18 protein-coding genes are annotated in these 23,658 nt (G+C 63.2%); 9 read left to right on the top strand and 9 right to left on the bottom strand.

Annotated elements, in window-relative coordinates; genetic code table 11:
* Positions 1-16 precede the first annotated feature (16 nt).
* Positions 17-994 carry a hypothetical protein gene (locus ACEW7X_RS08340; RefSeq protein ID WP_420177893.1) on the top strand — a complete coding sequence of 326 codons (978 nt, stop codon included), beginning with the start codon at positions 17-19 and terminating at the stop codon, positions 992-994.
* Between the two features lie 46 nt (positions 995-1,040).
* Here ACEW7X_RS08340 and ACEW7X_RS08335 read toward each other — a convergent pair whose 3' ends face one another.
* The gene (locus ACEW7X_RS08335; RefSeq protein WP_068372450.1) at positions 1,041-2,291 is read right to left on the bottom strand and encodes an MFS transporter; all 1,251 of its coding nucleotides are present in this window, start codon (positions 2,289-2,291) and stop codon (positions 1,041-1,043) included.
* A 111-nt stretch (positions 2,292-2,402) separates the two neighbouring features.
* Positions 2,403-2,900: an Lrp/AsnC family transcriptional regulator gene (locus ACEW7X_RS08330; RefSeq protein ID WP_068372453.1), complete on the bottom strand. Its 498-nt coding sequence runs from the start codon at positions 2,898-2,900 to the stop codon at positions 2,403-2,405.
* Positions 2,901-3,087: 187 nt separating this feature from the next.
* On the opposite strand from ACEW7X_RS08330, the gene ACEW7X_RS08325 reads away from it, so the two are divergent.
* The 5 genes from ACEW7X_RS08325 to ACEW7X_RS08305 all read left to right on the top strand — a co-directional run bounded on the left by ACEW7X_RS08325 (position 3,088) and on the right by ACEW7X_RS08305 (position 13,309).
* The gene (locus ACEW7X_RS08325) at positions 3,088-4,830 is read left to right on the top strand and encodes an alpha-keto acid decarboxylase family protein (protein ID WP_068372456.1); all 1,743 of its coding nucleotides are present in this window, start codon (positions 3,088-3,090) and stop codon (positions 4,828-4,830) included.
* A 142-nt stretch (positions 4,831-4,972) separates the two neighbouring features.
* Positions 4,973-6,373, top strand: a complete 1,401-nt coding sequence (locus tag ACEW7X_RS08320) for an amino acid permease (RefSeq protein WP_068372460.1) — start codon at positions 4,973-4,975, stop codon at positions 6,371-6,373.
* Between the two features lie 45 nt (positions 6,374-6,418).
* The gene (locus ACEW7X_RS08315; protein ID WP_068372463.1) at positions 6,419-7,603 is read left to right on the top strand and encodes an aromatic amino acid transaminase; all 1,185 of its coding nucleotides are present in this window, start codon (positions 6,419-6,421) and stop codon (positions 7,601-7,603) included.
* Between the two features lie 353 nt (positions 7,604-7,956).
* Positions 7,957-10,842 carry a phosphoenolpyruvate carboxylase gene (gene ppc, locus ACEW7X_RS08310; RefSeq protein WP_083969651.1) on the top strand — a complete coding sequence of 962 codons (2,886 nt, stop codon included), beginning with the start codon at positions 7,957-7,959 and terminating at the stop codon, positions 10,840-10,842.
* A 16-nt stretch (positions 10,843-10,858) separates the two neighbouring features.
* On the top strand, positions 10,859-13,309 hold the full coding sequence (locus ACEW7X_RS08305) for a DUF3772 domain-containing protein (protein ID WP_420177892.1): 2,451 nt from the start codon (positions 10,859-10,861) through the stop codon (positions 13,307-13,309).
* A 92-nt stretch (positions 13,310-13,401) separates the two neighbouring features.
* Here ACEW7X_RS08305 and ACEW7X_RS08300 read toward each other — a convergent pair whose 3' ends face one another.
* Positions 13,402-13,572, bottom strand: coding sequence for an oxidoreductase-like domain-containing protein (locus tag ACEW7X_RS08300; protein ID WP_240733344.1), 171 nt, complete (start codon positions 13,570-13,572; stop codon positions 13,402-13,404).
* A gap of 186 nt (positions 13,573-13,758) precedes the next feature.
* Between ACEW7X_RS08300 and ACEW7X_RS08295 the strand changes: the two genes are divergently transcribed.
* Positions 13,759-14,520 carry a phosphodiesterase gene (locus ACEW7X_RS08295; protein ID WP_420177891.1) on the top strand — a complete coding sequence of 254 codons (762 nt, stop codon included), beginning with the start codon at positions 13,759-13,761 and terminating at the stop codon, positions 14,518-14,520.
* Between the two features lie 51 nt (positions 14,521-14,571).
* Here the strand turns inward: ACEW7X_RS08295 and ACEW7X_RS08290 are convergent, their stop codons facing one another.
* From ACEW7X_RS08290 to ACEW7X_RS08275, 4 genes are read right to left on the bottom strand one after another with little or no spacing between them, the layout of a single operon-like run.
* Entirely contained in the window at positions 14,572-15,426 is an 855-nt protein-coding gene (locus ACEW7X_RS08290) for a metal ABC transporter permease (protein WP_068372471.1), read from the bottom strand.
* Complete coding sequence (locus ACEW7X_RS08285; protein ID WP_420177890.1) at positions 15,423-16,298, bottom strand: metal ABC transporter permease; 876 nt, start codon at positions 16,296-16,298, stop codon at positions 15,423-15,425. Before ACEW7X_RS08285 ends, ACEW7X_RS08290 begins: the two co-directional genes overlap by 4 nt.
* Positions 16,298-17,329 carry a manganese/iron ABC transporter ATP-binding protein gene (locus ACEW7X_RS08280; protein ID WP_242611450.1) on the bottom strand — a complete coding sequence of 344 codons (1,032 nt, stop codon included), beginning with the start codon at positions 17,327-17,329 and terminating at the stop codon, positions 16,298-16,300. The genes ACEW7X_RS08285 and ACEW7X_RS08280 overlap by 1 nt, the downstream gene beginning before the upstream one ends.
* A complete protein-coding gene (locus tag ACEW7X_RS08275; protein WP_257740892.1) occupies positions 17,326-18,234 on the bottom strand; it encodes a metal ABC transporter substrate-binding protein in 909 nt (302 codons plus the stop codon). The genes ACEW7X_RS08280 and ACEW7X_RS08275 overlap by 4 nt, the downstream gene beginning before the upstream one ends.
* A 224-nt stretch (positions 18,235-18,458) precedes the next feature.
* On the opposite strand from ACEW7X_RS08275, the gene mntR reads away from it, so the two are divergent.
* Complete coding sequence (mntR, locus tag ACEW7X_RS08270) at positions 18,459-18,926, top strand: manganese-binding transcriptional regulator MntR (protein WP_068372484.1); 468 nt, start codon at positions 18,459-18,461, stop codon at positions 18,924-18,926.
* Positions 18,927-19,095: 169 nt separating this feature from the next.
* Positions 19,096-19,689: an HdeD family acid-resistance protein gene (locus ACEW7X_RS08265; protein WP_257740891.1), complete on the top strand. Its 594-nt coding sequence runs from the start codon at positions 19,096-19,098 to the stop codon at positions 19,687-19,689.
* 168 nt (positions 19,690-19,857) lie between these two features.
* Here the strand turns inward: ACEW7X_RS08265 and ACEW7X_RS08260 are convergent, their stop codons facing one another.
* Both ACEW7X_RS08260 and ACEW7X_RS08255 read right to left on the bottom strand, forming a co-directional pair.
* Positions 19,858-22,503: an AAA family ATPase gene (locus ACEW7X_RS08260; protein WP_420177889.1), complete on the bottom strand. Its 2,646-nt coding sequence runs from the start codon at positions 22,501-22,503 to the stop codon at positions 19,858-19,860.
* A complete protein-coding gene (locus ACEW7X_RS08255) occupies positions 22,500-23,657 on the bottom strand; it encodes a DNA repair exonuclease (RefSeq protein ID WP_308219107.1) in 1,158 nt (385 codons plus the stop codon). Before ACEW7X_RS08255 ends, ACEW7X_RS08260 begins: the two co-directional genes overlap by 4 nt.
* Between the last annotated feature and the right edge of the window lies 1 nt (position 23,658).

The following is a 23,658-nucleotide window of genomic DNA, read 5'->3' as shown; positions in this document are numbered from 1 at the left end:
CCAGGACCTGACGGATATGGAATGGCTTTCCCGGATACAGATCGGCGCGGATATCGCGACCGGCCTGACCATTATTGGCGCATTGCTCTCGTGGCTGATCAAAAGCCGTGCCGATGCGCGCAAGGAAAGATTGCGCGGCATCAACGACGCGGCGCGGGCGGTCGCGGTGCAAAGCATCCAGCAGGTACTGGGCGAACTGTCGCGCGACTTCAACAAGATCGTGGTCTGTGCCAGTACCGTGGAACGCCGCATCGACTTCGGTATGGACCGCGACATTGAAAAATGGCAGAACTCGGTGGCCAAGCGCCTGGAAAACGGCAATCTGCCCCTGAACAAAATCCTGTCTGACCTGGACCGCATCCGCGAACAGATCTCCGAATTCTACGAATCCGCCGCCTCCTCCCGCTATGTACTGTTCCCTGCGCTTTCGTCGCTGCCCGAAAGCAAGGAAATCGTCAGCCGCTTCAAAGAAGACTACACCCGCATCGGAAAAGTCTATAACACCTTGTCGGGCGGCCGTCTGGCCCTCTTGACCGAACTGCAGCAACTGATCTCCGGGATCGCCGAGTACCGCACTACGCACCGCAATGCAGGAACAGGCGAACTGGTGGAAACATTCCAGTCGCAAGCCGCCTCCATCGTCCTGGACGCCGATTATGCGGATTGGGTGGCAAGCTTCCTGCCCCAGGAAGAACGCGCCGAATTCATTCGACGTATCCAGGAGCGCGACTACGCCGGCACCGACCTGATCAGTCAGGCCATGCTGGGCGTGCTCGGCGGCGCAGCCTCGCGCGGACATGCGTTGCTGGCGCAGATACTGATTTTCACCAGTTCAGAGCTGCAATCGGCGCGCAAACAATGCAAGGAATTCATGATCATGCTGGCGGCGATTTCCAGTCGATTGCAATCCAAGGATAATGGACTGTCAGTGCCGCAGCTGATTGCCATGCTGCGAGACGAGGAATACTTCGCGGTAGAAAGCGAAGTGCGCTAGAAACTGCATAGACAGCTGACGCCACGATGCCTGCCCGGGGCCTGCCTCAGGCAGGCTGCCCGCGCAGCAGGTCGCGGATCACCCAGGCCATCCAGCCCAGCAATGCCAGCAGGAAGGCCAACAGAGGCCACCAGCCGCCGTGCTCCCAGAACCAGCCGCCGCAAGCCCCCACCACACTGGACCCCAGGTAGTATGCCAGCAGGTATAGCGACGCGGCATGGCCCTTGTTTTCGGTGGCCAGCCGCCCGACCCAGCCGCTGGCGGTCGAGTGCGCCACGAAAAAACCAATGGTGAGCAGGATGATGCCCAGGACAATCGCCGCCAGCCATGGCAGCCCGGTACAGGCCAGGCCCAGCGCCAGAAACCCCACCCCGCCCGCCAGAACCTTGCCGCGTCCCAGCCGATCTGCCAGCCAGCCTGCCATCGGCGAAACGAAAATGGCAAAGATATAGGCCAGGAAGATCAGGCCGATCTCGCTCTGGCTCAGATCGTATGGCGGAGCCAGCAAGCGAAAGCCGACATAGTTGTAGAGCGTCACGAACACGCCCATCAGGCAGAAGCTGGCAATGAACAGCTGGCGCAACCGGGGCTGGCGCCAATGCCGGCCCCAGGCACGGAAGTGGTGACGCATGCCGGTGCCGGTGCGGCGCACGAAATTGCGCGAGCGCGGCAGCAACAGCAGGAAACCCACGGCTGCCAGCAGGTCCAGAACGCCTACCGTCACCATGGCCGAACGCCAGCCATACATGTCTGTCAGGAAACTCATGAAGACCCGGCCCGCCATGCCGCCGAATGCGGTGCCGCCCACATACAGTCCCATGGAAAAGCCCAGGCCGCGCGGATGGGTTTCCTCGGCCAGATAGGCCATCGCCACCGCAGGAACGCCGCCCAGCAGCAGCCCCACCAGCGTACGCGCGGCCAGCAAGGCATGCCATGAGGGCGACACCGCCGCCAGGATATTCAGCAGCGCGGCCAGCGCCATTGACGCGAACATCAGGCCGCGCCTGCCCCAACCTTCTGACAAGGCGCCGGCAAACAGAATGGCAAACGCCAGTGTGGCGGTGGAGAGTGACAGCGCCAGCGCGCTGACGGCAGGACTCACGCCGAATTCCGTGGTGAATTCAGGCAGCAGCGGCTGCACGCTGTAAAGCAGCGAAAAGGTTGCAAAACCAGCCAGGAACAGGCCGATGCAGATGCGCCAGTAAGCCGTGGACCCAGGCTCCGCCCAACTCTGGGCGGGCGCGGCAGCATCAACGGGGGAATCAGGTTCGAGCGGGGTGCGGCTGGCGGACGTCATGGATGCAACAACACAGCAGACTGGCAACCCTGCCATTCTCTTCCCTTTGCCGCATGCTGTCCATGGCACCCATGGCCGCCCGGCCCTGCGGGCACAGGGTCATGCGTCGTGTCATGCGCCGGCAGGCGGTGTTTTGCGAGTTTCACGACCCAGCCACTGCGTGGGCAGCTCGCTGGTCTGCTTCATCTGCCTGAGCACGACGTGCGATTTCACATGGGAAATCGCACCGTTGGCGAGCAAGGTATTCATGACGAAACTGGCCAGTTGCTCAAGATTGCGAGCCACAACCTTGAGCAGGTAATCGGCATCGCCACTGAGCAGATGCGCCTCAAGAATGACGTCATTGGTTTCCACCAGCGTCTGGAAAGCGCGGATGGACTGATTGTCATGGGCATGCAGGCTGACATGGACGAAGGCCAGCACATCCAGCCCCAGCGACTTGCTGTCCAGGCGCGCCGCATAACCCTTGATGATGCCGGCCTTCTCCAGCGCCGTGCGGCGCCGCGAACATTGGGATGCAGACAGGCCGATCTGTTCGCCCACCTCCTGATTGGTCAGGCGGCCATCCGCTTGCAGCACGCCCAACAGCTTCCAGTCGTAGATATCCATGTATCAAACCGCCCAATTTTCAAGACATTGCCAGGGTCACGCATGAATCATGCGCATTTCAGGGTTTTCATGCCATAAGACGCACACACCATGCGCTTCTCACGCACTATATTTTACGCCTATCACCGCCAATACGACGGCGGGCCGGACCACCATTGAATTGCCATACACCCCAAGGAGAAAAATCATGAGAATGCAGATCGGGGAGTTCCTGATCCGGCGACTGAACGAAGCCGGCATACGCCACATGTTCGGTCTGCCCGGGGATTTCAACCTTTCATTCCTTGAACAGGTCGAAGCATCGGGCACGCTGGAATTCATCGGCAATTGCAATGAACTGAATGCGGCCTACGCGGCTGACGGCTATGCCCGCACCGCCGGCATCGGCGCCCTGCTGACCACCTTCGGCGTGGGTGACCTGGGTGCCATCAGCGGCATTGCCGGGGCCTACTCCGAGAACGTTCCCATGGTGCACATTACCGGTGCGCCGCCCCTGCACTCGATGAATAGCCGTGCGCTGCTGCACCATACGCTGGCCGATGGCGCCTATGGCAATATCGGCCGCTGCATGGCGGAATTCACGGTTGCCCAGGCACGCATCACGCCGGCCAATGCCGTCAGCGAAATCGACCGCGTGCTCAAGGCCTGCTGGCAGGAGCGCCGCCCCGTGCACCTGCAACTGCCTTCGGACATCACGCACCTGAGCATCGAAACGCCGGATGAACCGCTGGTGCTGTCTGACCCCGCCAGCGACCCGGGCCAGCTCGAGCGTGCCGCCGCGCGCATCTGCGCCGCCCTCAAGGAGGCCAGCCACCCTGCCATTCTGGTAGATGCCGACGCCGGCCGGTTCGGCGTTGCCGACATCGTGCAGGAACTGAGCGAAAAATACGGGATACCCTGCGCCTCGCTGCCGCCCGCCAAGGGAGTGCTGGACGAAAGCACGCCGCTTTACCTGGGTACCTACATCGGCGCGCCGACGCCCGAAGTCACGCGCCGCGCCATTGAACAATCCGATTGCCTGATCGGCATCGGCCTGCGCTTTACCGACAGCAGCACCTCGCTGTTCAGCCAGCGCATCGCGCCTGAAGCCCTGATCGACCTGCGCCGCCATGACCTCAGCATCGCTGGCCAGCAAATGCCTGGCGTCACCTTGCGCGAAGTCCTGATGCGCGTGCTGGAAGACATGCCAGCACGACCGGCCCGTGCTGCTGCGCAGGTTGCTGCAGCCGCGCCTGCCACCGCGGCTGCAGCGCCGGACACGCCCTTGAGCCATGCCGCGCTCTGGCCGCGCATCCAGGCATTCCTGAAGCCCTGCGACGTCATCATCGGCGAAGCCGGCACCTCGAATTCTGCGCTGGGCGGCATGCGCCTGCCCGCCGGGGCGGCGTATATTTCGCAACCCGTCTGGGGCGCCATTGGCTATACGCTACCGGCCCTGTTCGGCTCCCAGGTCAGTACGCCCTGGCGCCGCCACCTACTGTTCATTGGCGATGGCTCGTTCCAGCTGACGGCCCAGGAACTCTCCTCTATCCAGCGCCGCAAGCTCAAGCCCATCATTTTCCTGGTCAACAACAGCGGCTATACCATCGAACGCCTGATCCTCGGCGAGAACTCGTCGTACAACGATATCGCCGACTGGAATTACGCCGGACTGCCACACATCTTTGCACCGGACAGCGACGCGCTGACACTGGTAGTCAAAGATATCGGCGGCCTGGAACAGGCGCTGGCCCAGGCTGAACAGGCCGACCGCATGGTCTTCATCGAGCTGAAACTGCCGATGATGGATGCCCCGCCTGCCCTGCCCAAGTTTGCCAGCATTTTTGCGGACTACGACTACGGCGAATGCGGCCCCCGCAATCCTTCGGCCCAGCCCGCCGGCGACGGTCAGGCGCCGCCCAAGCCAGCCAAGAACGCGCTCTGCCTGTAAGGTGCGCCCCGCGCGCCCTGGCCAGACGGGGCGCGCCGCAACACTTATTCAGTCGTACCTGAGTTGCAATAAAAACAATACGGTCCATCATAATGGCCGGGTTTCGCCGTGCCTGCACGGAACGGCGAAGAGGAGACTTTTCATGCATGAACAGCAGCAAGCAGGACAACACCTAAAACGCGGCCTGAGCAACCGCCACATTCAGCTGATCGCGCTGGGCGGCGCCATCGGCACCGGACTATTCCTGGGCATCGCCCAGACCATCAAGCTCGCCGGTCCCGGCGTACTGCTGGGCTACGCCATCGCAGGCTTCATCGGCTTCCTGATCCTGCGGCAATTGTCGGAAATGGTGGTGGATGAACCCGTTGCCGGTTCTTTCAGCCATTTCGCCTACAAGTATTTCAGCCCCTTCATGGGCTATCTTTCCGGCTGGAATTACTGGGTACTCTACGTCCTCGTCGGCATGGCAGAACTCACCGCCGCCGGGCTCTACATTCATTATTGGTTCCCTGACATCCCCACCTGGGTATCTGCGCTGGGCTTTTTCGTGCTGATCAATGCCATCAACCTCAGCAGCGTCAAATCCTTCGGCGAAACCGAATTCTGGTTTTCCATCATCAAGGTGGCGGCCATTGTCAGCATGATCGTCTTCGGGCTGTACCTGCTGGGCACGGGCAAGGCTGGCCCGCAAGCCGGCGTTTCCAATCTGTGGAACAACGGTTTCCTGCCCAATGGCCTGAGCGGACTTGCGCTGGCCATGGCCGGCATCATGTTCTCCTTTGGCGGCCTGGAGCTGATAGGCATCACCGCTGCGGAAGCAGATAACCCCAGCAAGACCATCCCGCGTGCCACCAATCAGGTGATCTACCGCATCCTGATCTTCTATATCGGCGCGCTGGCCGTCCTGCTGTCACTCTATCCCTGGGAAAAAGTCGTTACAGGCGGCAGCCCCTTCGTATTGATCTTCCATGAGCTCGACAGCCAGCTCGTGGCCCATGTGCTCAATGTTGTCGTCCTCACCGCTGCACTGTCGGTCTACAACAGTGGCGTTTATTGCAATAGCCGCATGCTGTACGGCCTGGCCCAGCAAGGCAATGCGCCCAAGGTACTGACCCACATCAACCGCCGTGGCATTCCCACCTATGCGCTGGGCGCTTCTGCCGCCGCGACCGCCCTGTGTGTACTGATCAATTACTTTATTCCCGGCCGCGCCTTCGAACTGCTGATGAGCCTGGTCGTTTCGGCCCTGGTCATCAACTGGGCCATGATCAGCCTCACCCACCTGCGCTTTCGCCGCGCCAAACAGCGCGCCGGCCAACGTACCGAGTTCCGCAGCATCGGCTACCCGCTGACGAATTACTTCTGCATCCTGTTCCTGGCGGGCATCCTGGTCGTGATGTATCTGACTCCCACCCTGCGGCTTTCCGTTTATCTGATCCCGTTCTGGCTACTTGCCCTCGCTATCGGCTATCGTTTCCGTCGTATCGATGCCATCGCCATGCCCGGCGCCAGTATCGCAAACGCCAGCGTTCCGGTACGCTGACGGTCACGAAGAATGAAATAACCCATCCGTCAGGAATGCATAACAATGTTTGAACATATTCCGTCCTATCCCGGCGACCCCATTCTGACTCTCAACGAGGACTTCCAAAAGGACCCGCGCCAGGACAAAGTCAACCTGAGCATCGGTATCTACCTGGATGACCACGGCCGCCTGCCCGTCATGGACGCCGTACGCATCGCCGAGGAAGCCATAGGCACGTCTTCGGTGCCCAAGCCCTATCTTCCCATGACGGGTAACCCCATCTATGCCAGCGCAGTGCAGGCACTGGTGTTCGGCAGCGTGGTGCCGCACGTCGCGACCGCGCAGACGCTGGGCGGCTCGGGTGCACTGAAAGTCGGCGCCGATTTCATTCGCCGCTATTTCCCGGATGCCCAGGTCTGGCTCAGCGATCCCAGCTGGGAGAACCATCGCTTCATCTTCGAGCGCGCTGGCTTCACGGTCAACACCTACCCCTACTACGATGCTGAAACCGGCAGCCTGAAGTTCGATGCCATGCTGGCCGCCATCAGCAAGCTGCCCGCCAAGAGCGTGGTGCTGCTGCATGCCTGCTGCCACAACCCGACGGGCGTGGATCTGAACGAAACCCAGTGGCTGGCGGTGCTCGATGTCGTCCAGGAACGCGGTTTGCTGCCGTTCGTCGATATGGCCTACCAGGGCTTTGGCGCCGGCATCGACAATGATGCCTTTGTGGTGCGTGAATTGCTGCGCCGCCACATCCCGGCTTTTGTCGCCAATTCGTTCTCGAAGAACTTCTCGCTGTATGGCGAACGTTGCGGCGGGTTGTCGCTGATCTGCGAAGACCAGGAAGCCGCGCAGCGCGTCCTGGGCCAGCTGGCCAGCGTCGTGCGCTCCAACTACAGCTCGCCGCCCGTGCACGGCGCCAGCGTGGTGACGCAGGTACTCAATACCCCGGAACTGCGTGCCCAGTGGGAAGGCCAGCTGACCGCCATGCGCGAACGCATGCTCGCCATGCGCGCCACGCTGTTCCAGCTGCTGAGTGAAAAAATCAGCGATGGCCATCTTGAACGCTATGTGCAGCAACGTGGCATGTTCACCTATACCGGCCTGAGCGCCGACCAGGTGGATCGCCTGCGCCACGACCATGGTGTCTATATCCTGCGCTCTGGCCGCATGTGCGTGGCAGGCCTGAACCAGTCGAATGTCGGCCGCGTCGCCGATGCCGTGGCACATGTCATGCGCCACCCCTGAACCTGCCCAGCGTTGCCTGCCATAGAAGCAGGCAACGCTGCCGCCGGATCAGCGGCGCTGCCCTCACACCGGGCGGCGCACCACAAACAAGCCCCTGCCGCAACCGGCCGGGGCTTGTTGCTTGACAGGGGTACCGGCCAATCCTGGCATGGCCTCGCGGCACGCGAAAGATGGCCGTCAGCGTTCAGGAATCCTATTTTTTGCGCACTATGCGGCAACGCACAAAATCTCTCACCGAAGCGGCCGGAACTGTTACCATTTCCGGAAACAGTGGCGTAACACAATAAAAAACACGCTGCTGGCCTGCGGCTCTCTCACCAGGAGCCGACGGGCAGCTTGCCCGGTGCCGCGCCATGGCACCGGACATCCCCACACCATCCGGAGAGACCCTAAGAGTGAAGCCACACCACGCGACAAGCTTCGAACCGCCTGCCGGTTCTTCCGCACGCCAGGATATCCGCCTGCTGGGCCGCCTGCTGGGCGAAACCATCAGGGAATGCGAAGGCAAACCCGTTTACGACCTGGTCGAGACCTTGCGCCGCGCCGCGGTGAAGTTCCGCCGTGAAGGCAGCAAGCGCGAACGCGACATCCTGGAAGAGCGCATCGGGGCGCTCAAGGGCGAACAGGCCACGGCCGTCGCCCGCGCCTTCAGCTACTTCCTGCAATTGTCCAATATTGCGGAAGACAAGGAACAGAACCAGATGCAGCGCGAACAGGCCCGCGAAGGGGCCGTTCCTGGCAGCCTGGCGCATACCCTGGCCACGCTGCTCGACAACGGCCAGACTCGGCGCCAGTTGCTGCGCTACCTGGAACAGGCCGATATCGTGCCGGTGTTGACCGCCCACCCGACGGAAGTGCAACGCAAAAGCACCCTGGACCTGCACCATGAGATTGCCCACCTGCTGGCTTCGCCAGAATACGGCGACAGCGAGGTCGAGGAACGCCTGATCGCGCAGATCGTCACCCTTTGGCAAACCCGCATGCTGCGCCGGCAGAAACTGACGGTGCTCGACGAAATCGACAACGCGCTGGTCTATTACGACCGTACCTTCCTGAAGGTCGTGCCGCGCCTGCACCAGGACGTCGCACGCCAGCTGGCCGGCGGCAAGCCCGGCCGGCTGGGACGCCCGCTGCCGCTGCTGCCGGCGTTCCTGCGCATGGGCAGCTGGATAGGAGGTGACCGCGACGGCAATCCAAATGTCGATGCCGATACCCTGGAACAAGCGCTGTTGCGCCAGTCCACGCTGGTGCTGCGCCACTATCTGGACGAAGTGCGCCACCTGGGCATGGAATTGTCGCAGGCGCAGTCCCTGTGCCAGCCCAGTGCCGCATTACTGGCGTTGTCCGCAGCCAGCCAGGACCCGTCCTCGCACCGCGAAGATGAACCCTACCGGCGCGCCTGCATCCATGTTTATGCGCGCCTGGCGGCCACCGCCAGGCACCTGACCGGCCGGGCGCTGGCCGAACGCCCCAGCTACGCCGTCGCTCCGTATGCCGACGCCGCCGAATTCGCCGCCGACCTGCGTTGCATCGGAGCCTCACTGGAGGACGATCATGGTGCGCTGGTGGCGCAAGGCCGCCTGGGCGCACTCGAACAAGCGGTTGAAATCTTCGGTTTTCACCTGGCATCGGTCGACCTGCGCCAAAGTTCGGACGTGCATGAACGCGTGCTGACAGAACTGTTCACGGCCGCTGGCGTATTGCACGACGGCCAGCCGCTGCAATACCACCGCCTCGACGAAGAAGCCAAGATCGCCGTGCTGCGCACGGAACTGCGCCAGGCGCGGCCGCTGGTATCGCCCTGGATAGAATACTCCGAAGAAACCCGCAAGGAACTCGCCATCCTGCGCATGGCGGCAAGCTGCCGCGCGCGCTTTGGCAAGCGGGCCGTCATGCAGGCCATCGTGTCGCATACCGAATCACTCAGCGACCTGCTGGAAGTCCTGGTGCTGCAACAGGAAGCCGGACTGGTTTCACCGGCACTGGCGGCAGACAGCGGCGACAGCGGCGGACTGATGGTGGTGCCGCTGTTTGAGACCATTCCTGACTTGCAGCGCGGCCCGGACATCATGGCGGGCTGGCTGGACATCCCCGAGGTCGCGGAACGTGTGCGCCTGGTACAGGATGGCGTACAGGAAGTCATGCTGGGCTATTCCGACAGCAACAAGGATGGCGGCTACCTGACCTCCAACTGGTCGCTGTACCTGGCGGAGCGCGAGCTGGTGCGCGTTTTCGACAAACGCCGCGTGCACCTGCGCCTGTTCCATGGGCGCGGCGGTTCGGTCGGCCGTGGCGGCGGTTCCACGCGCGACGCCATCCTGGCGCAGCCTCCGGGCACCATAGGCGGACGCATGCGCCTGACCGAACAGGGCGAAGTCATCCAGGCCAAGTACAAGAATCCGGAAGTCGGCCGCCGCCACCTGGAACAGATCATCGGCGCCACCCTGCAAAACAGCCTGCGCCCGGCCAAGGCAGCCACCCAGGCGGAAGACGAATTGGTGGCCCGCCACGGTGCCGCCATGGAAGCCCTGTCCGCCGTCGCAGAACGCAGCTACCGCGAACTGGTCTACGACACGCCCGGCTTTGGCGATTACTTTTTCACCGCCACACCGATCCGCGAAATCCCCGGCCTGAATATCGGTTCACGGCCATCCTCGCGCAAGGCGACCCAGCGTATTGAAGACCTGCGTGCGATTCCCTGGAGCTTTTCCTGGGCGCAGTGCCGGCTGCCGCTGACCGGCTGGTATGGCGTCGGCAGCGCGCTGCACGACTACGTGGAGCGCGGCGCGCAAGGCAGTCCCGCGACCGCTGCGGCGCGCCTGGCCCAGTTGCGCGACATGGCGCAAACCTGGCCATTCTTCGCCACCTTGCTCTCGAACATGGAGCAGGTCCTGGCCAAGACCGACCTGGATATCGCCCGGCGCTATGCCGAACTGGTCGAAGACCGCAAACTGCGCGACGCGATCTTCGGCCAGATCGCACGTGAATACGAACTGACCCTGCAGATGTTCGAGAAGGTCACAGGCCGCCAGTTGCTGGCAACGGCACCGGACCTGGAGGCTTCGCTGGCTGCGCGCTTCGCCTATATCGACCCGCTGAACCACCTGCAGGTCGAACTGCTGCGGCGCCTGCGTGCAGGCGCCGGCGGCAAGCATGGCGGCAAGGCGCTGGAACGCAACCAGCGCGCTATCCACATGACCATCAACGGCATAGCCTCCGGCCTGCGCAACTCCGGCTGACCGCAAAGGACCGTTCATGCATAGGCTTCGTTTCCCCGTTTCCCAGGGTTTGCGCCCGGTATTGTTCCTACTGCTCTGCCTGGCCCTGTGGCTGGGCAGCGGGCTCCCTCCGGCTGCTGCCGCACGGCCTGCCCCCACTCCGGATTTCCCATGGAGTACACAACTGGCAGATGCCAGGAGCCGCATAGACAACATCAAGGCGCAAGTCCAGGAAACGCCGGAGGACGAACACCTGCAGGCCTTGCGGCTGGAGGCCCTGCAGGCCTACCGCCAGGCCAGCGACGCCATCCAGGAAATCACCCCGACACTGGCGAACCTGCAGGAACGCCAGCGCGAGCTGGGCAACGCCCCGGATGGCGCCACCGAGGCTGCGGTACTGGCCGAAGAACGCAAACGCCTGGATAACGAAGCCGGTAGCCTGGAAGCCCAGGCGCGGCTGGCCAACCTGATCGCGCTGGATGCCACCCAGGCGCTGGAAAGCATAGGCGCCCAGCGCCGCGAGCTCTTCAACGCACGGCTGGGGCAACGCAGCTACACCGTTCTTTCCGGCGCGTTCTGGTCCGACCTGGCCAGTACGACGCCGCTGGACACCATGCGTTCACGCGGCCTGCTGGCGGAAACAGGCAGCACCCTGGCTGGCCTGAGCGTCTGGCAATGGGCTGGCGCCGCCGCCTGGCTGGTCTTCATGCTGGCTGCCGGCTCCATCCTGCAGCGCCGCTTCTGGCATTACAGCGCCACCCAGGTGCCACCGGGCCGGTTGCGGCGCGCCGTGCACGGCTGGACCCGCGTTTTTTTGGCAGTCGCGGTGCCCACCTTACTGCTAGAAGGCTTCAGCCTCGGGCTGAGCTGGGTGTCCCCGCCCTCCGCGCCTGCCCGAGATTTCATCACCGGCATGATAGGCACGGTAGGCTTCTGCGGTTACATCATCGGCCTGGGGCAAGGGCTGCTGATGCCACGTCATTCGTCCTGGCGTCTACTTTCCATGCAGGATGAAACGGCCCAGGCGCTGCGTCACCTGCCGTTCTGCGCAGCCTTGTTCATCTGCCTGACCTGGCTCGCGGAAAACCTGGCGGCGCTCGCCAGCGTGCGCCTGTCCATCATCGTCCTGATCCACAGCGTCGCCGGCCTGGCACTGATCCTGGTGCTGGGCGGCGTACTGAAGAAGCTTTCCCAGTTGCAACGCAACATGCCCGATGGCAAGGCACTGAGTGAAGCCCCATGGCTCACACGACTGATCGTGCGCAGGCGCGGCCTGGTGCTGGCGGCGGCCTGGCTGGCGCTGGTGTTCAGCCTGGGCAGCCTGCTGGTCGGTTATGTTGCACTGGCCACTTTCATCCTGAAGCAGATCATCTGGAGCAGTGTCGTGCTCGGCACGGCCTTCCTGGTCTCCATTACCGCTACAGACCTTTCCCAGCTGCCGCTGTGGCAGCGTACCGGGCCGCAAGAAGACGATGATGCCGGCAACCGGGGCGATACACCGCTGCGCCCCTGGATGGTGCTGCTGGCCGGCATCGTGCAAATGAGCATTGCACTATGCGCCCTGCTCCTCCTGTTCGCGCCCTACGGCCAGGGGCCACTGGACATCTACGAACACCTGGAACGCTTGCGCGGCAGCCTCTCCATCGGCGACATCCACCTGCGGCCGGCGGCCATCATCCAGGGACTGTTGCTTCTGTTGCTGGGCGTCGCCGCCGTTAAAGCCATGCAACACTGGCTGGCCCACCACCTGCTGCCCGCGACGCGCATGGAACGAGGCATGCAGGCCTCGACCAGTACCCTGGCTGGCTATCTCGGTTATGTGGTTGTGGTCGCCACCGCACTATCGGCCAGCGGCGTCGGCCTGGAGCGCGTCACTTGGATCGCCAGCGCACTGTCGGTGGGTATCGGTTTCGGCCTGCAGGCCATCGTGCAGAACTTCGTCTCGGGGCTGATCCTGCTGACGGAGCGCCCCGTCAAGGTCGGAGACTGGGTGTCACTCAGTGGCGTGGAAGGCGATATCCGCCGCATCAATGTGCGCGCCACGGAAATCCAGATGAGCGATCGCTCCCGGATTGTCGTGCCCAATTCCGAGTTCATCACCAAAATTGTCCGCAACGTGACCCCGCTCAATGCACTCGGCCGGGTCCAGATCAAGCTGCCGTTGCCGGTGGACACCGACACGACCAAAGCCAGGGCCATTCTGCTGGAAGCGCTGGCTCAAGAACCAGCCATCCTGAAAACACCAGCGCCGGAAGTCTACCTGGACGATATTTCATCGAGTTCGCTGCTCTTCAACGCCGTGGCTTATGTGTCTTCGCCGCGTGCTGCCTATGCAGCGCGCAGCCGGGTACTGTTCGACAGCCTGCGGCGCCTGCGGGAAGCCGGCATTGCCATGAGCTCGCCTTCCACCATGCTGCTGGCCCCTGCGGGCATCATGCCCGGCACGCAACAGCCGCCATCACAGCCCGCGCCGCCTGCCCAGCCCTGAGGCTTGATTCGGGTCGTTCCGGGCGGCCCCGCTCATTCCAGTCGTCCGGGCCAGGGTCAAGCCGCTGGCCCCGCCTGGCAGCCTGGCTCATTTCAGCATCGGCCAGCCTGACGCTGCTCCCAGGCTGCCAGGGCCTCGCGGTATTCCTGCATGGCCTCGGCATAAAGGTCATAGACACAGGGCACACAACCGCTTTCACAGCATTCGTTGGGCCCCGGTGCTTCAGGCGGCTCGGGCCTGGGATCATCGGCCACGGCAGCCAGGCCTGCACCAGGGTGGCCGCCACAAAGACCGGTGGCAGGTATCGCATTCAAATGTCCCGCATGGGCTGCGGCTGAGGCAAAGACAGGCATAAGCAAGCGTTCCAGCCCGGCGAACGGGTGGATGGTCATCAAACTGTTATTTTCCGAAGCTACCTTGTAGCACTTTCCTGCTGTTGCGGCATCTGCATGAAAGTCATTCAGCTCAGTGATTCACACCTGGCCTTACCGGGTCGTCAGCTCCACGGCAGTCTCCCGCTTGAGCGCTTGCGCTACCTGCTGGCGCACGCCACGGATCATCATGGCGACGCCTGTTGCATCATCATCAGCGGCGACCTGACGCATCGTGGGGAAACCGAGGCCTACCTGGAATTGCGCACGCTGCTGGCCGGCCAGCGCCTGCCAGTGCACCTGATGCTGGGCAACCATGACCGGCGCACCGCCTTCCGCCAGGTGTTCCCCGAATACGGTGATGGCGCCGAGCCTTTCATGCAACGTGTCATCATCCAGGACCGCTACCACCTGTTGCTGCTCGATACGCTGGATGAAGGCAGCGCCAGCGGCCATCTCTGCGAGCGCCGCCTGTCATGGCTGTCGGCGCAATTGCAGGCCGCCGGCGACAACCCGGTCTATCTATTCATGCACCATCCCCCCTTCGACGTGGGGATAGCGCCACTGGACAACTGCCGGTTGGACAACCCCGACGCACTGCACGCACTGCTGGCCGGGCATGCCAATGTTAGGCATCTGTTCTGCGGCCACGTGCACCGATACATTTCCGGCACCTGGCGCGGCCTGCCGTTCAGCACGGTCAAGGGCTGCAACCACCAGACTGCGCTGCGCCTGGGGGCGCTCCCGCATGAACACAGTGGGGAAGCTCCTGGCTACGGGGTAATCCTGATCAGTGACGAAAGCACGGTGGTGCACTACCAGGACGTTCCCGACCTATAGCCGCGCCCAGGGTCAGCAGAGCATCCTGGCCGCGCAATATCACGCCCCTTTTTAGGCCTCACGCGGCGCAGCAGTGCCCGCTTCGATGCGGCGTTGACGCGCCATCGACCACAGCAGGACCACGACGAACAGCACCGTGAGCAACAGCACGATGGTCGGCGCTGGCGCGCTGTCCAGGAAAAAGCTCAGGTAAACGCCGCCCACTGCGCAGCACACGCCGATGAGCACCGACGCCAGCAGCATGAAGCCGAAGGTACGAGTCAACAGGTAGGCGATGGCGCCAGGCGCGATCAACAGCGAGATCGCCAGGATGATGCCCACCGCATGCAAAGCCCCCACCACCGCCAGCGACACCGCCGCCAGCAGTCCATAATGCAACACGCCGACGCGCAGTCCGATGGTACGGGCCTGTATCGGGTCAAACGCGTGCAGCAGCAGCTCGCGCCACTTGATCAGCACCCAGCCACCGATTACCAGCGCGATCAACCCGCTGCCGCGCAGGTCTGCGCCATCCACACCGAGAATGTCGCCGAACAGGATGTGATCCAGGTGCACATCGCTGCGGATGCTGGTGTAAAGCAACAGGCCGATGGCAAACATTCCGGAAAATACGACGCCCATCACCGTATCTTTCTTGATGCGGCTGTTATCGGCGATATAGCCTGTCGCCAGCGCGCACACCATGCCGGCCGAAAACGCGCCCACCGCATACGGCAGACCCAGCATATAGGCCAGCACGACGCCAGGAAAAACGCCATGCGCAATCGCGTCTCCGATCAGCGCCCAGCCCTTGAGCACCAGGAAGCACGAGAGCAGCGAGGCAGGAATGGCCACCAGCACGGCAATCGCCAGTGCGTACTGCATGAAATCCAGCTGCAGGGGCAGCATCAGGGCATCAAGCATCATGCCTCTCCCAAAGAGGCAGCTTCTGGCGCTGCCGTGCGGCAGCCGCGCCGCCTGGCCGCCAGCACACCGTGGCGCGGTGCGAAAACGAAAGCCAGCAGGAATAGCAGGGTTTGCAGCACGACGATCACTCCGCCAGTGGCGCCATCGAGAAAATAGCTGGCATAGGCACCGATGAAACTGCTGACGACCCCGATACTGACCGCAATCAGGATGACCCGATGGAAACGGTCTGACAACAGATAGGCGGTAGCCCCCGGCATCACGATCATGGCAATGACCAGGAAAGCCCCGACAGTTTGCATTGCCGCCACGGCGCAGGCCGACAACAAGGCGAAAAAGAGCACCTTCAGCGCGGTGGTCGGGATGCCGACGGAGCGCGCATGGTTTTCATCGAAGAAAGTGACCAGCAAATCCTTCCACTTCAGCAGCAGCACCAGCAGCGTGACACCGCCAATCAGGGCGAGCTGCAGGGTGTCCCCTGGCGTGATAGCCAGCACATTGCCCAGGATGATGGTCTGAATGTTCACCGAGGCCGGCGAGAGCGACACCATGAACAGCCCCAGGCCGAAGAATGAGGAAAAGATCAGGCCGATGATGGCATCTTCCTTGAGCCGTGTGCGTTGGTTCAGGAACATCATCGCGCCGGCAGCCAGGGCACCCGAGAAAAAAGCGCCCAGCGAAAACGATAGGCCCAGCATATAGGCGCCCGCTACGCCGGGCACGATGGAATGCGACAGCGCATCGCCGATCAACGACCATCCCTTGAGCATGAGATAGCACGACAAGAAGGCGCATACGCCGCCGATCAACGCCGACACCCACATGGCGTTGATCATGTATTCATACTGGAACGGCATCAGCAGCGCTGCCATCAGGCCTCTCCAGGCGGCACGCTGCCGGGCGCAACGTCATGGTCCTTGCCACGCACGGTGGAGCGGCCATCGCGCAGGACCAGCGGGCGCTCGTCATCGGTCACGATGCCCATGACGCCGCCCTCGGCATCGGAGGCTGGCAAGTTGAAGTGGCGCAGCACGCCGCCAAAGGTTTTTTCCAGATTTTCCCTGGTGAACACATCCCGGGTCGCGCCGTAGGCCAGCACGGTACGATTGATAAGAATGGTACGGTCGCAGAATTCCGGTACGCTGCCCAGGTTGTGGGTAGATACCAGCATCACTCGGCCTTCGTCGCGCAAGCCTTTGAGCAGGGAGACAATTGCATCCTCGGTTTTCACATCCACGCCAGTGAAGGGTTCATCAAGCAGGATGACCTGGGCGTCCTGGGCCAGTGCACGTGCCAGAAACACCCGCTTCTTCTGCCCCCCCGACAGCTCGCCGATCTGGCGGTGGCGAAACGGCTGCATGTTGACGCGCTCCAGCGCCTGCGTCACGGCTTCCCGGTCCGCCAGGCGCGGCCGGCGCAGGAAGCCCATGTGCCCGTAGCGGCCCATCATGACAACATCCTCCACCAAGACGGGAAAATTCCAATCCACGTCTTCGCTCTGAGGCACATAGGCCACCAGATTGCGCCGCATTGCAGCCCGGACGTCCTGGCCGAGAATGCGGATGCGCCCCTGCGACACGCGCAAAAAACCCATGATGGACTTGAACAGTGTCGATTTACCGCTGCCATTGACCCCCACCAGCGCAGCGATGGTGCCGGTGGGGATGGCGAAACTGGCATCGCGCAAGGCCGTGTGGCCATTACGGTAGGTCACCGTGACCTCACTGACTTCAAGCCCGGCCCCCTCTTGCTGCGGGTCCGGCGCGGCGCCGCCACCTGCCGCAGGTGACGGGCCACCCCCACCGCCCGGCGCTGCCGCAGCCGACATGAGTAAATACGCGCCTTGCGGCTGCCCAGGCAGCGCCAGCCCGGCGCCTGGGCTTGAAGTCGATGCTAGCTTCATTTTTTCAGTGCTTTGGCAATCGTTTCCGAAGTGACCTGCAACAGATCCAGATAGGTTGGCACCGGGCCAGAAGGCTCGCTCAGCGAATCAACATAGAGCACGCCGCCATAGTTCGCGCCGGTTTCGCGCGCCACCTGCTGAGCGGGTGCCGGCGAAATGGTGCTTTCGCTGAAGACCGCAGGAACATTATGCTCCCGCACTGCGTCTATCATCTTGCGCACCTGCTGCGGCGTGCCTTGCTGGTCGGCATTGATGGGCCACAAATACAGTTCCTTCAGGCCGAAGTCGCGCGCCAGATAACTGAACGCCCCTTCGCTGGTGGCGAGCCATCGCTGGTCTTCCGGAATCTGCGCCAGTTCCTGGATGATGGGTTCGACCACGGCATTGATTTTGGCCTTGTAGGCCTCCGCATTGGCGCGATAGGTATCGGCATTGCCCGGGTCCTGCTGCACCAGCGCATCGCGGATATTGTCGACATAGATCAGCGCAGCGGATGGCGACATCCATGCGTGGGGATTGGGCTTGCCCTGATACGGGCCTTCGTCGATGGAAATCGGATCGACGCCATCGGACACCACGACGCTGGGCACTCCTTTCAGGCGCTTGAAGAATTTCTCGAACCACAGTTCCAGGTTCAGGCCGTTCCAGAGCACCAGCTGGGCGTCCTGCGCCTTGAGCAGGTCGCCAGGCGTGGCCTGGTAGTTGTGAATTTCGGCGCCGGGCTTGGTGATGGACTCGACGATGGCGGCATCACCCGCGACATTCTGCGCCATGTCCGCGATCACGGTGAAAGTCGTGACGACTTTCAGCTTGGCAGGCGACTGCGCCGCCACCGGCCCTGCGCCCAGCGCAAAGGCCAACGCCACCGCGCCTCCCAGCAGGCTGCGTCTGATTGAACTATGCATTTCCCGGCTCCAAAATTAGCGAATTACCCCAATGTCTTGCAAATGCAGATGCAACGAATTTGCATTTAAGACATTGCCGTCGACGCAATATAGCATAGGCTATAACTGATAGCATCAACCATAATATATTTTGGCGCTATAGTGGCGGCTGACAAGCATCGCTAACATGGGATGGGATGCACACAAGCAACAAAACCAGCAATTCAAAGCAGGATAGATCAGCCATGACCGACCCGACCTGTCGTCCGAAAACATCGGGCTTGATGGATGCCGCGCTCCAGGTGGAGAGTTTCCGCCAGGCGCGCGAGGCACGCCGCCAGGAGCGCGTGGATGATTACGTGGAACTGATCTCGGACCTGATCCGTGATACTGGCGAAGCCCGCCAGGTCGATATCGCAGCCCGCATCGGCGTGACCCAACCCACCGTAGCCAAGATGCTGCGCCGCCTGGTGGATGCCGGCTATGTGATCCAGAAGCCCTATCGCGGCATTTTCCTGACCGACGCCGGGGAACAACTGGCCGATGTCAGCCGCAAGCGCCACCAACTGGTCGAACAGCTGCTGTTGGCGCTGGGTGTCGACGAGGATTCGGCCCGCCGCGATGCAGAGGGCATAGAACATCACGTCAGCGAAGCCACCCTGGCTGCCTTTGCGCGCTTCATCGCCAGCCGGTCCTCCCCTTCTTCGTACTGAACCCCCAGAAGACCGGCAGGTGGCAGGGAAAGGTCAGACCGCCCGCGCTGATTCTCGAAGACATGGCCTGGATCAAGTAAATCCTTTTTATATCTTTGGCCTGCCTGCCGCAATTCGTGAAATTCCTTTAAAGTAATGGCATAAGGTTACCGTTACGAGGAATCGTTCAATGTCTGACCGCAAGCCCCCTGTTGTTCCCTCTGAATATTCCGCCCCGATTGCCGATGCGCTGCAAGGATTGCAGGCAAGTTGGCGCTGGTTCATCACCGTCGGGCTCATCCTGCTGGTGCTCGGGCTGGTTGCCAGCGTGCACGTGCTGGCGGCCACAGTCTTCAGCGTCGTATTCGTGGGCACGCTGATCGTCATTGCGGGGGTCAGCCAGCTGGTCCAGGCATGGCGCATCAAAAGCTGGCCCGGTTTCCTGCTGTGGAGCCTGGCTGGCCTGCTCTACACGGCAGCGGGCGTCATTGCCATTGTCAACCCGATCACCGGTGCTGCCGCGCTGACACTGCTGCTGGGCGCCACCCTCATAGCCAGCGGCGCCATGCGCCTCTGGCTATGGTTCAACAATCGCAGCCAGCAAGGCTGGGGATGGATCGCCACCTCTGGTGTGGTCACGCTGCTGGCCGGCATCCTGATCGCCGCTGGCTGGCCGGACAACAGCCTGTGGATTCTGGGCCTGCTGCTGGCACTGGACCTGCTCTTCCAGGGTTGGACCCTGCTGCTACTGGGCCTGGCCCTGCGCAACAGCGCTTCCAAGTAAGCCCGGCCCGGCAGCGCATCCGCTGCATTTGCCTGACTACCGCCCGCCATCCCGATGGATCGCGGGCGGTCTGCTTTTGTCCCGATGGACCAGCCCCTGATCCCGGCCTAAAAACCACCGGCCCCGCAATAGCGACCGACGTGGCAGGCCTGCCAGCCAGAACGGCCGTCAGGCCTCGTTCAGGCTGCGCGGCAGCACGCCCAGATCTTCCCAGGCTGCCGGATGGCAGGTGAAGATCAGAATCTGGTGCCGGCTGGCCGCGTCGTAGAGCACCCGCTTCATCTGCCCCAGCCTGCCCTCGTCGGAATGCACCAGTGCATCATCCAGGATGACCAGCGCCGGCCGCCCCGCCTCCTGCAGCAGATCGGCATAGGCGAGCCGCGCCAGTACACCGATCTGTTCCCGGGCGCCATGACTCAAGTCCATCAGCGCGCCGTTCTCCAGCCCCTGGCTGCCCGCCCGCGTGATCTGTCCAGGCACGAGGTCGTCGTCCAGCTCCACGCTGGCTCCCGGAAACAGAATCCGCAGATAACGGTCCAGGTGCTTTTGCAGCGGTGCATGCAGGCGCCGCATCATCTTGCCCCGGGCTGCGTCCAGGCCCTGCAAGAGATAGTCCAGCGCACTGGCCCGTCGCGCCAGGTCTTGCGCACGGCGCTCGGCCTGTTCCAACTGCAGGCGGCGATCCGCCAGATCTTCTTCCAGGCCGGCGCTGCCCATGATGTCCAGGCGGCTCCCCAGTTCGGCCAGCTGGCGCTCGCGCTCCTGGTAGCGCTGCCGCTGTATGCCTTCGCTGTCGGCCAGGCGCTTGACGTCCTGGCGCAGGAAATCAAGATCCAGCGCCTGCAGCTCGGCATCCAGTGCTTCCAGCCGTGCCTGCGCCTGTGCTTCATCGCCACGTGCATTGGCCAGTTCCAGCAAGGCCAGGCGCTGCTGAGCTTCCCGGTCCGGCGCCGTGAGCGCCGCCTGGGCGCGCTGCACCTCAGCCATGGCCGCCGCCAGTTCGGCTTCGGCCACGCCGGCCTGCAGGCGACTGTCCTGCAAAGCCTGCGCCAACTGTTCATGCTGACCTTGCGCCTGCGCGGCCGTCGCACTGGCTTCTTCCAGTCCCGGAATGGCCTCCGGCGCGGCGCTGCCTACTGCCTGGCGTTGCGCCAGCCATTGCCGGGATTCCTGCCACTGCTGGCGGGCCTGTTCCAGTTCAGCACGCAAGGCTGGACTACCCTGGGGCGCATAGCTGGCGGCCACCTGCCGGGCTGCCTCGGACTGCGCCACCAGTTGGTCGTGCTGACGGGCACGAGCCTGCGCCGCACCGACATCGGCCACGTCCAGATCAATCAGCAAGGCAGTCAATTGCTGCTGCAGGCCTTCATGGCTGGCGCGCAGAGCCTCCAGCTCCGCACCGCCCGGCAGAATGCGCAAACTCCCCAGGCCTGGCAGCTGGAATAGCGTCGCTGCCGCCAGCGTAATGCGCCCGTTACCGTCCAGGCGATCATCGCCGGCAAGAATCGTAGCGCCGGCCTGCAATGCATAATCCACAGTCGTCGCAGCCGCTTCCAGGCGGGCCTGGGCCAGACGCACCGATTGTTCCAGGGCCTGCAAGCGCTTGAGATCCGCTGCCGCCAGGCGCTGCTGGCGCGCCTGGGCTTCCAGCTCACGGCAATTGTCCTGCGCAGCTTCCGCTTGCCGCAGGCGTTCTTCCAGCTGTTCCACCTGGCGCTGGGCCACCTGGGCCTGGCGTTCCGCTTCAACGATGCGCTGGCGCAGGCGCGCCGCTTCCAGCATGGACTGCGCCTGCGCATGTGCCTTCAGGGCCTGTTGGGCCAGTTGTTCCTGGCGCGCCAGCGCCGTACGAGCCGCTGCACTGCGTTGCTGCACTACCGCCAGGGCGGCCTGGCGTTCGGCAAGCGCGATTTCCTGTTGGCGCAGATGCTCCACGCGCAGCTGCTGGGCAGCAACCTGCGCCTGACATTGGCGCAGGCGCTCAGCCGCCTCTTTGCGGCGCTCGGCCAGGCCCTCAGCCTGGGCCAGGCGTATCTGCGCCTGTTCGCGCTCCGACGCCAGCTGTTCCCACGGACGTTGCTGCTGAGCTTGGACCTGTTCCGTACGCAGCCGCGCCAGGCGGTCGATGTCCTCGTGGAACAGCGCAATCCGCTGTTCCAGGGTACGCACCTCGTCGCGCAGCGCATCGCGCTGTTTCAAGGCCAATGCATAATCTCCCTTGGGACTGCCGGTCGCCGCGTGCAGCAGTGCGCCACGCGCTTCCCTTACCTGCGCCAGCACTTCGTCGCCGTCGCTGGCTGACAACTCACCCAGGCTGTCACTGAGCGCATCGCGCAATTGCTGTCCCGCATGACGCACACGCTGCGCCAGGTCGTACGCATCCCCCTGGCGTATCCACAACAGGCCGGGCACGCCCATGTCGGAAGGGTCGCTGGCGCCCTTGCGCGCAAAGCGGAAACCCATCATTTCGGCCAGATAATCCTCGGCTTCTGCACCGTCCAGCGCCTTGCCATCAATCAGCAGGTGACAGCGCTTGCGCCCCAGAAACGCCTTGGATAAACGGTATTCCCGGCCTTGCCAGGAAAAATCGACCTCGACCACAGGCGTCGCGGAAGGCTCGTCCCAGGGTCGCAAATAGGCAACGGAACTGGACCGGTGCCGCTCCAGGAATGCCGCCCGTATCGCTTCGGCGACGGTGGATTTGCCAGCCTCATTGGGCGCGGCGATCAGATTCAGGCCAGGCGCCAGGCCCGAGATTTCCAAAGGCTGCCGGAACCGCCTGAACGATTCCAGGCGTACGCGCGTCAATTTCATGCTTCCCTCGCTGGCTGGACGGCTTGCGGCGCTTCATCGCGCCCCCGCCCTGCTTCCAGAATGCGCGCCAGCTCAAGCAAGGCGCCGCGTGCCAGTTCCGCCTGCCCGGCGTCGGCCGCCAGTTGGGCTTCGCGCAACTGGCGCAGTGTTTCCCCGACATAACCGTCGGCGCGCAAGGCGGCCAGGTCCTCGTCGGTAGGTTCCAGGCGCAATGCCGTATCGTCCCACAGCAGTGCCCTTGTCCTGGCTCCGGCCAGGCGGCTGGCCTGTCGCAGGCGCTCGTGGCCCAGCAAGTCCACCGTACCCGACACGCTGACTTGCGCGACGTGCTCCGCCCCCAGCGCCTCGATGGCGTTCAGCGCCTGATCAGCATCCGACTCGCCATGCAGGGCCAGGTCCAGCGAGACCCAGCGGTAGTTGCCCGAGCGCCAGGGTTGCACCTGGGGCCGCGCGCCTGCAGCAGTGATTTCCACCAGCAGGGCATGGCCCGCATCGTTGTCGCGAAAGCGGTCCTGCTCGGGCGTTCCCGAATACCAGCAACGTTCGTCTATACAGCGCATGCCATGCCAATCGCCCATGGCCAGATAATCCAGCCGGCCGCTTTGCACGCGATCGGCCGCAATGGGGTTCGTGGCGTCGATATCTTCGGCCAGCACGCCTTGCACGCTCCCGTGTGCCAGGCCGATACGCGGCAGCCCGGCAGGCGTCTGCGCCTGCCCGAACCAATCCGTCAGGTCGTTATAGGTATGCCGCTGGGTCAGCGGCGCAGGCAGAATGGCGCACTTGCCTTCCAGGATCACCGGCTCCGGCGCCAGGGCCAGGGTGACGTTCGCCGGCACGGCGCCCAGGCGGCGCGCCCTCGCCCAGACCGATTCGGCCAGCGCGGCATCATGGTTGCCGGAAATCATGACCCACGGCCCCGTGAAACCAGCCATGGCCAGAAACATCCGGTGTATGGTCTTGTCGCGGATGCCTTGCGCATCAAACACATCGCCCGCCACCAGCACGGCGTCCGCCTGCCATTGCGTGGCTTGAGCGGCAATGCGCTCGATGACGGCAAAACGTTCGGCAGCCAAAGCCTCAGCATCATCCTCTTCGAACTGTGAAAACACCCTGCCGATCTGCCAATCAGCGGTATGAATGAAACGCAGCACG

The organism is Kerstersia gyiorum (assembly GCF_048595715.1).
Lineage (GTDB): Bacteria > Pseudomonadota > Gammaproteobacteria > Burkholderiales > Burkholderiaceae_B > Kerstersia > Kerstersia gyiorum.
This window is presented reverse-complemented; position numbering and strand designations above follow the sequence as displayed.

What these genes read in the sequence shown, in the direction of transcription:
- ACEW7X_RS08340 (WP_420177893.1), top strand. Translation starts at nt 17, where the DNA reads ATGGAATGGCTTTCCCGGATACAGATCGGCGCGGATATCGCGACCGGC.
- ACEW7X_RS08335 (WP_068372450.1), bottom strand. Translation starts at nt 2,291, where the DNA reads ATGACGTCCGCCAGCCGCACCCCGCTCGAACCTGATTCCCCCGTTGAT.
- ACEW7X_RS08330 (WP_068372453.1), bottom strand. Translation starts at nt 2,900, where the DNA reads ATGGATATCTACGACTGGAAGCTGTTGGGCGTGCTGCAAGCGGATGGC.
- ACEW7X_RS08325 (WP_068372456.1), top strand. Translation starts at nt 3,088, where the DNA reads ATGAGAATGCAGATCGGGGAGTTCCTGATCCGGCGACTGAACGAAGCC.
- ACEW7X_RS08320 (WP_068372460.1), top strand. Translation starts at nt 4,973, where the DNA reads ATGCATGAACAGCAGCAAGCAGGACAACACCTAAAACGCGGCCTGAGC.
- ACEW7X_RS08315 (WP_068372463.1), top strand. Translation starts at nt 6,419, where the DNA reads ATGTTTGAACATATTCCGTCCTATCCCGGCGACCCCATTCTGACTCTC.
- ppc (WP_083969651.1), top strand. Translation starts at nt 7,957, where the DNA reads ATGGCACCGGACATCCCCACACCATCCGGAGAGACCCTAAGAGTGAAG.
- ACEW7X_RS08305 (WP_420177892.1), top strand. Translation starts at nt 10,859, where the DNA reads ATGCATAGGCTTCGTTTCCCCGTTTCCCAGGGTTTGCGCCCGGTATTG.
- ACEW7X_RS08295 (WP_420177891.1), top strand. Translation starts at nt 13,759, where the DNA reads ATGAAAGTCATTCAGCTCAGTGATTCACACCTGGCCTTACCGGGTCGT.
- ACEW7X_RS08290 (WP_068372471.1), bottom strand. Translation starts at nt 15,426, where the DNA reads ATGATGCTTGATGCCCTGATGCTGCCCCTGCAGCTGGATTTCATGCAG.
- ACEW7X_RS08285 (WP_420177890.1), bottom strand. Translation starts at nt 16,298, where the DNA reads ATGGCAGCGCTGCTGATGCCGTTCCAGTATGAATACATGATCAACGCC.
- ACEW7X_RS08280 (WP_242611450.1), bottom strand. Translation starts at nt 17,329, where the DNA reads ATGAAGCTAGCATCGACTTCAAGCCCAGGCGCCGGGCTGGCGCTGCCT.
- ACEW7X_RS08275 (WP_257740892.1), bottom strand. Translation starts at nt 18,234, where the DNA reads ATGCATAGTTCAATCAGACGCAGCCTGCTGGGAGGCGCGGTGGCGTTG.
- mntR (WP_068372484.1), top strand. Translation starts at nt 18,459, where the DNA reads ATGACCGACCCGACCTGTCGTCCGAAAACATCGGGCTTGATGGATGCC.
- ACEW7X_RS08265 (WP_257740891.1), top strand. Translation starts at nt 19,096, where the DNA reads ATGTCTGACCGCAAGCCCCCTGTTGTTCCCTCTGAATATTCCGCCCCG.
- ACEW7X_RS08260 (WP_420177889.1), bottom strand. Translation starts at nt 22,503, where the DNA reads ATGAAATTGACGCGCGTACGCCTGGAATCGTTCAGGCGGTTCCGGCAG.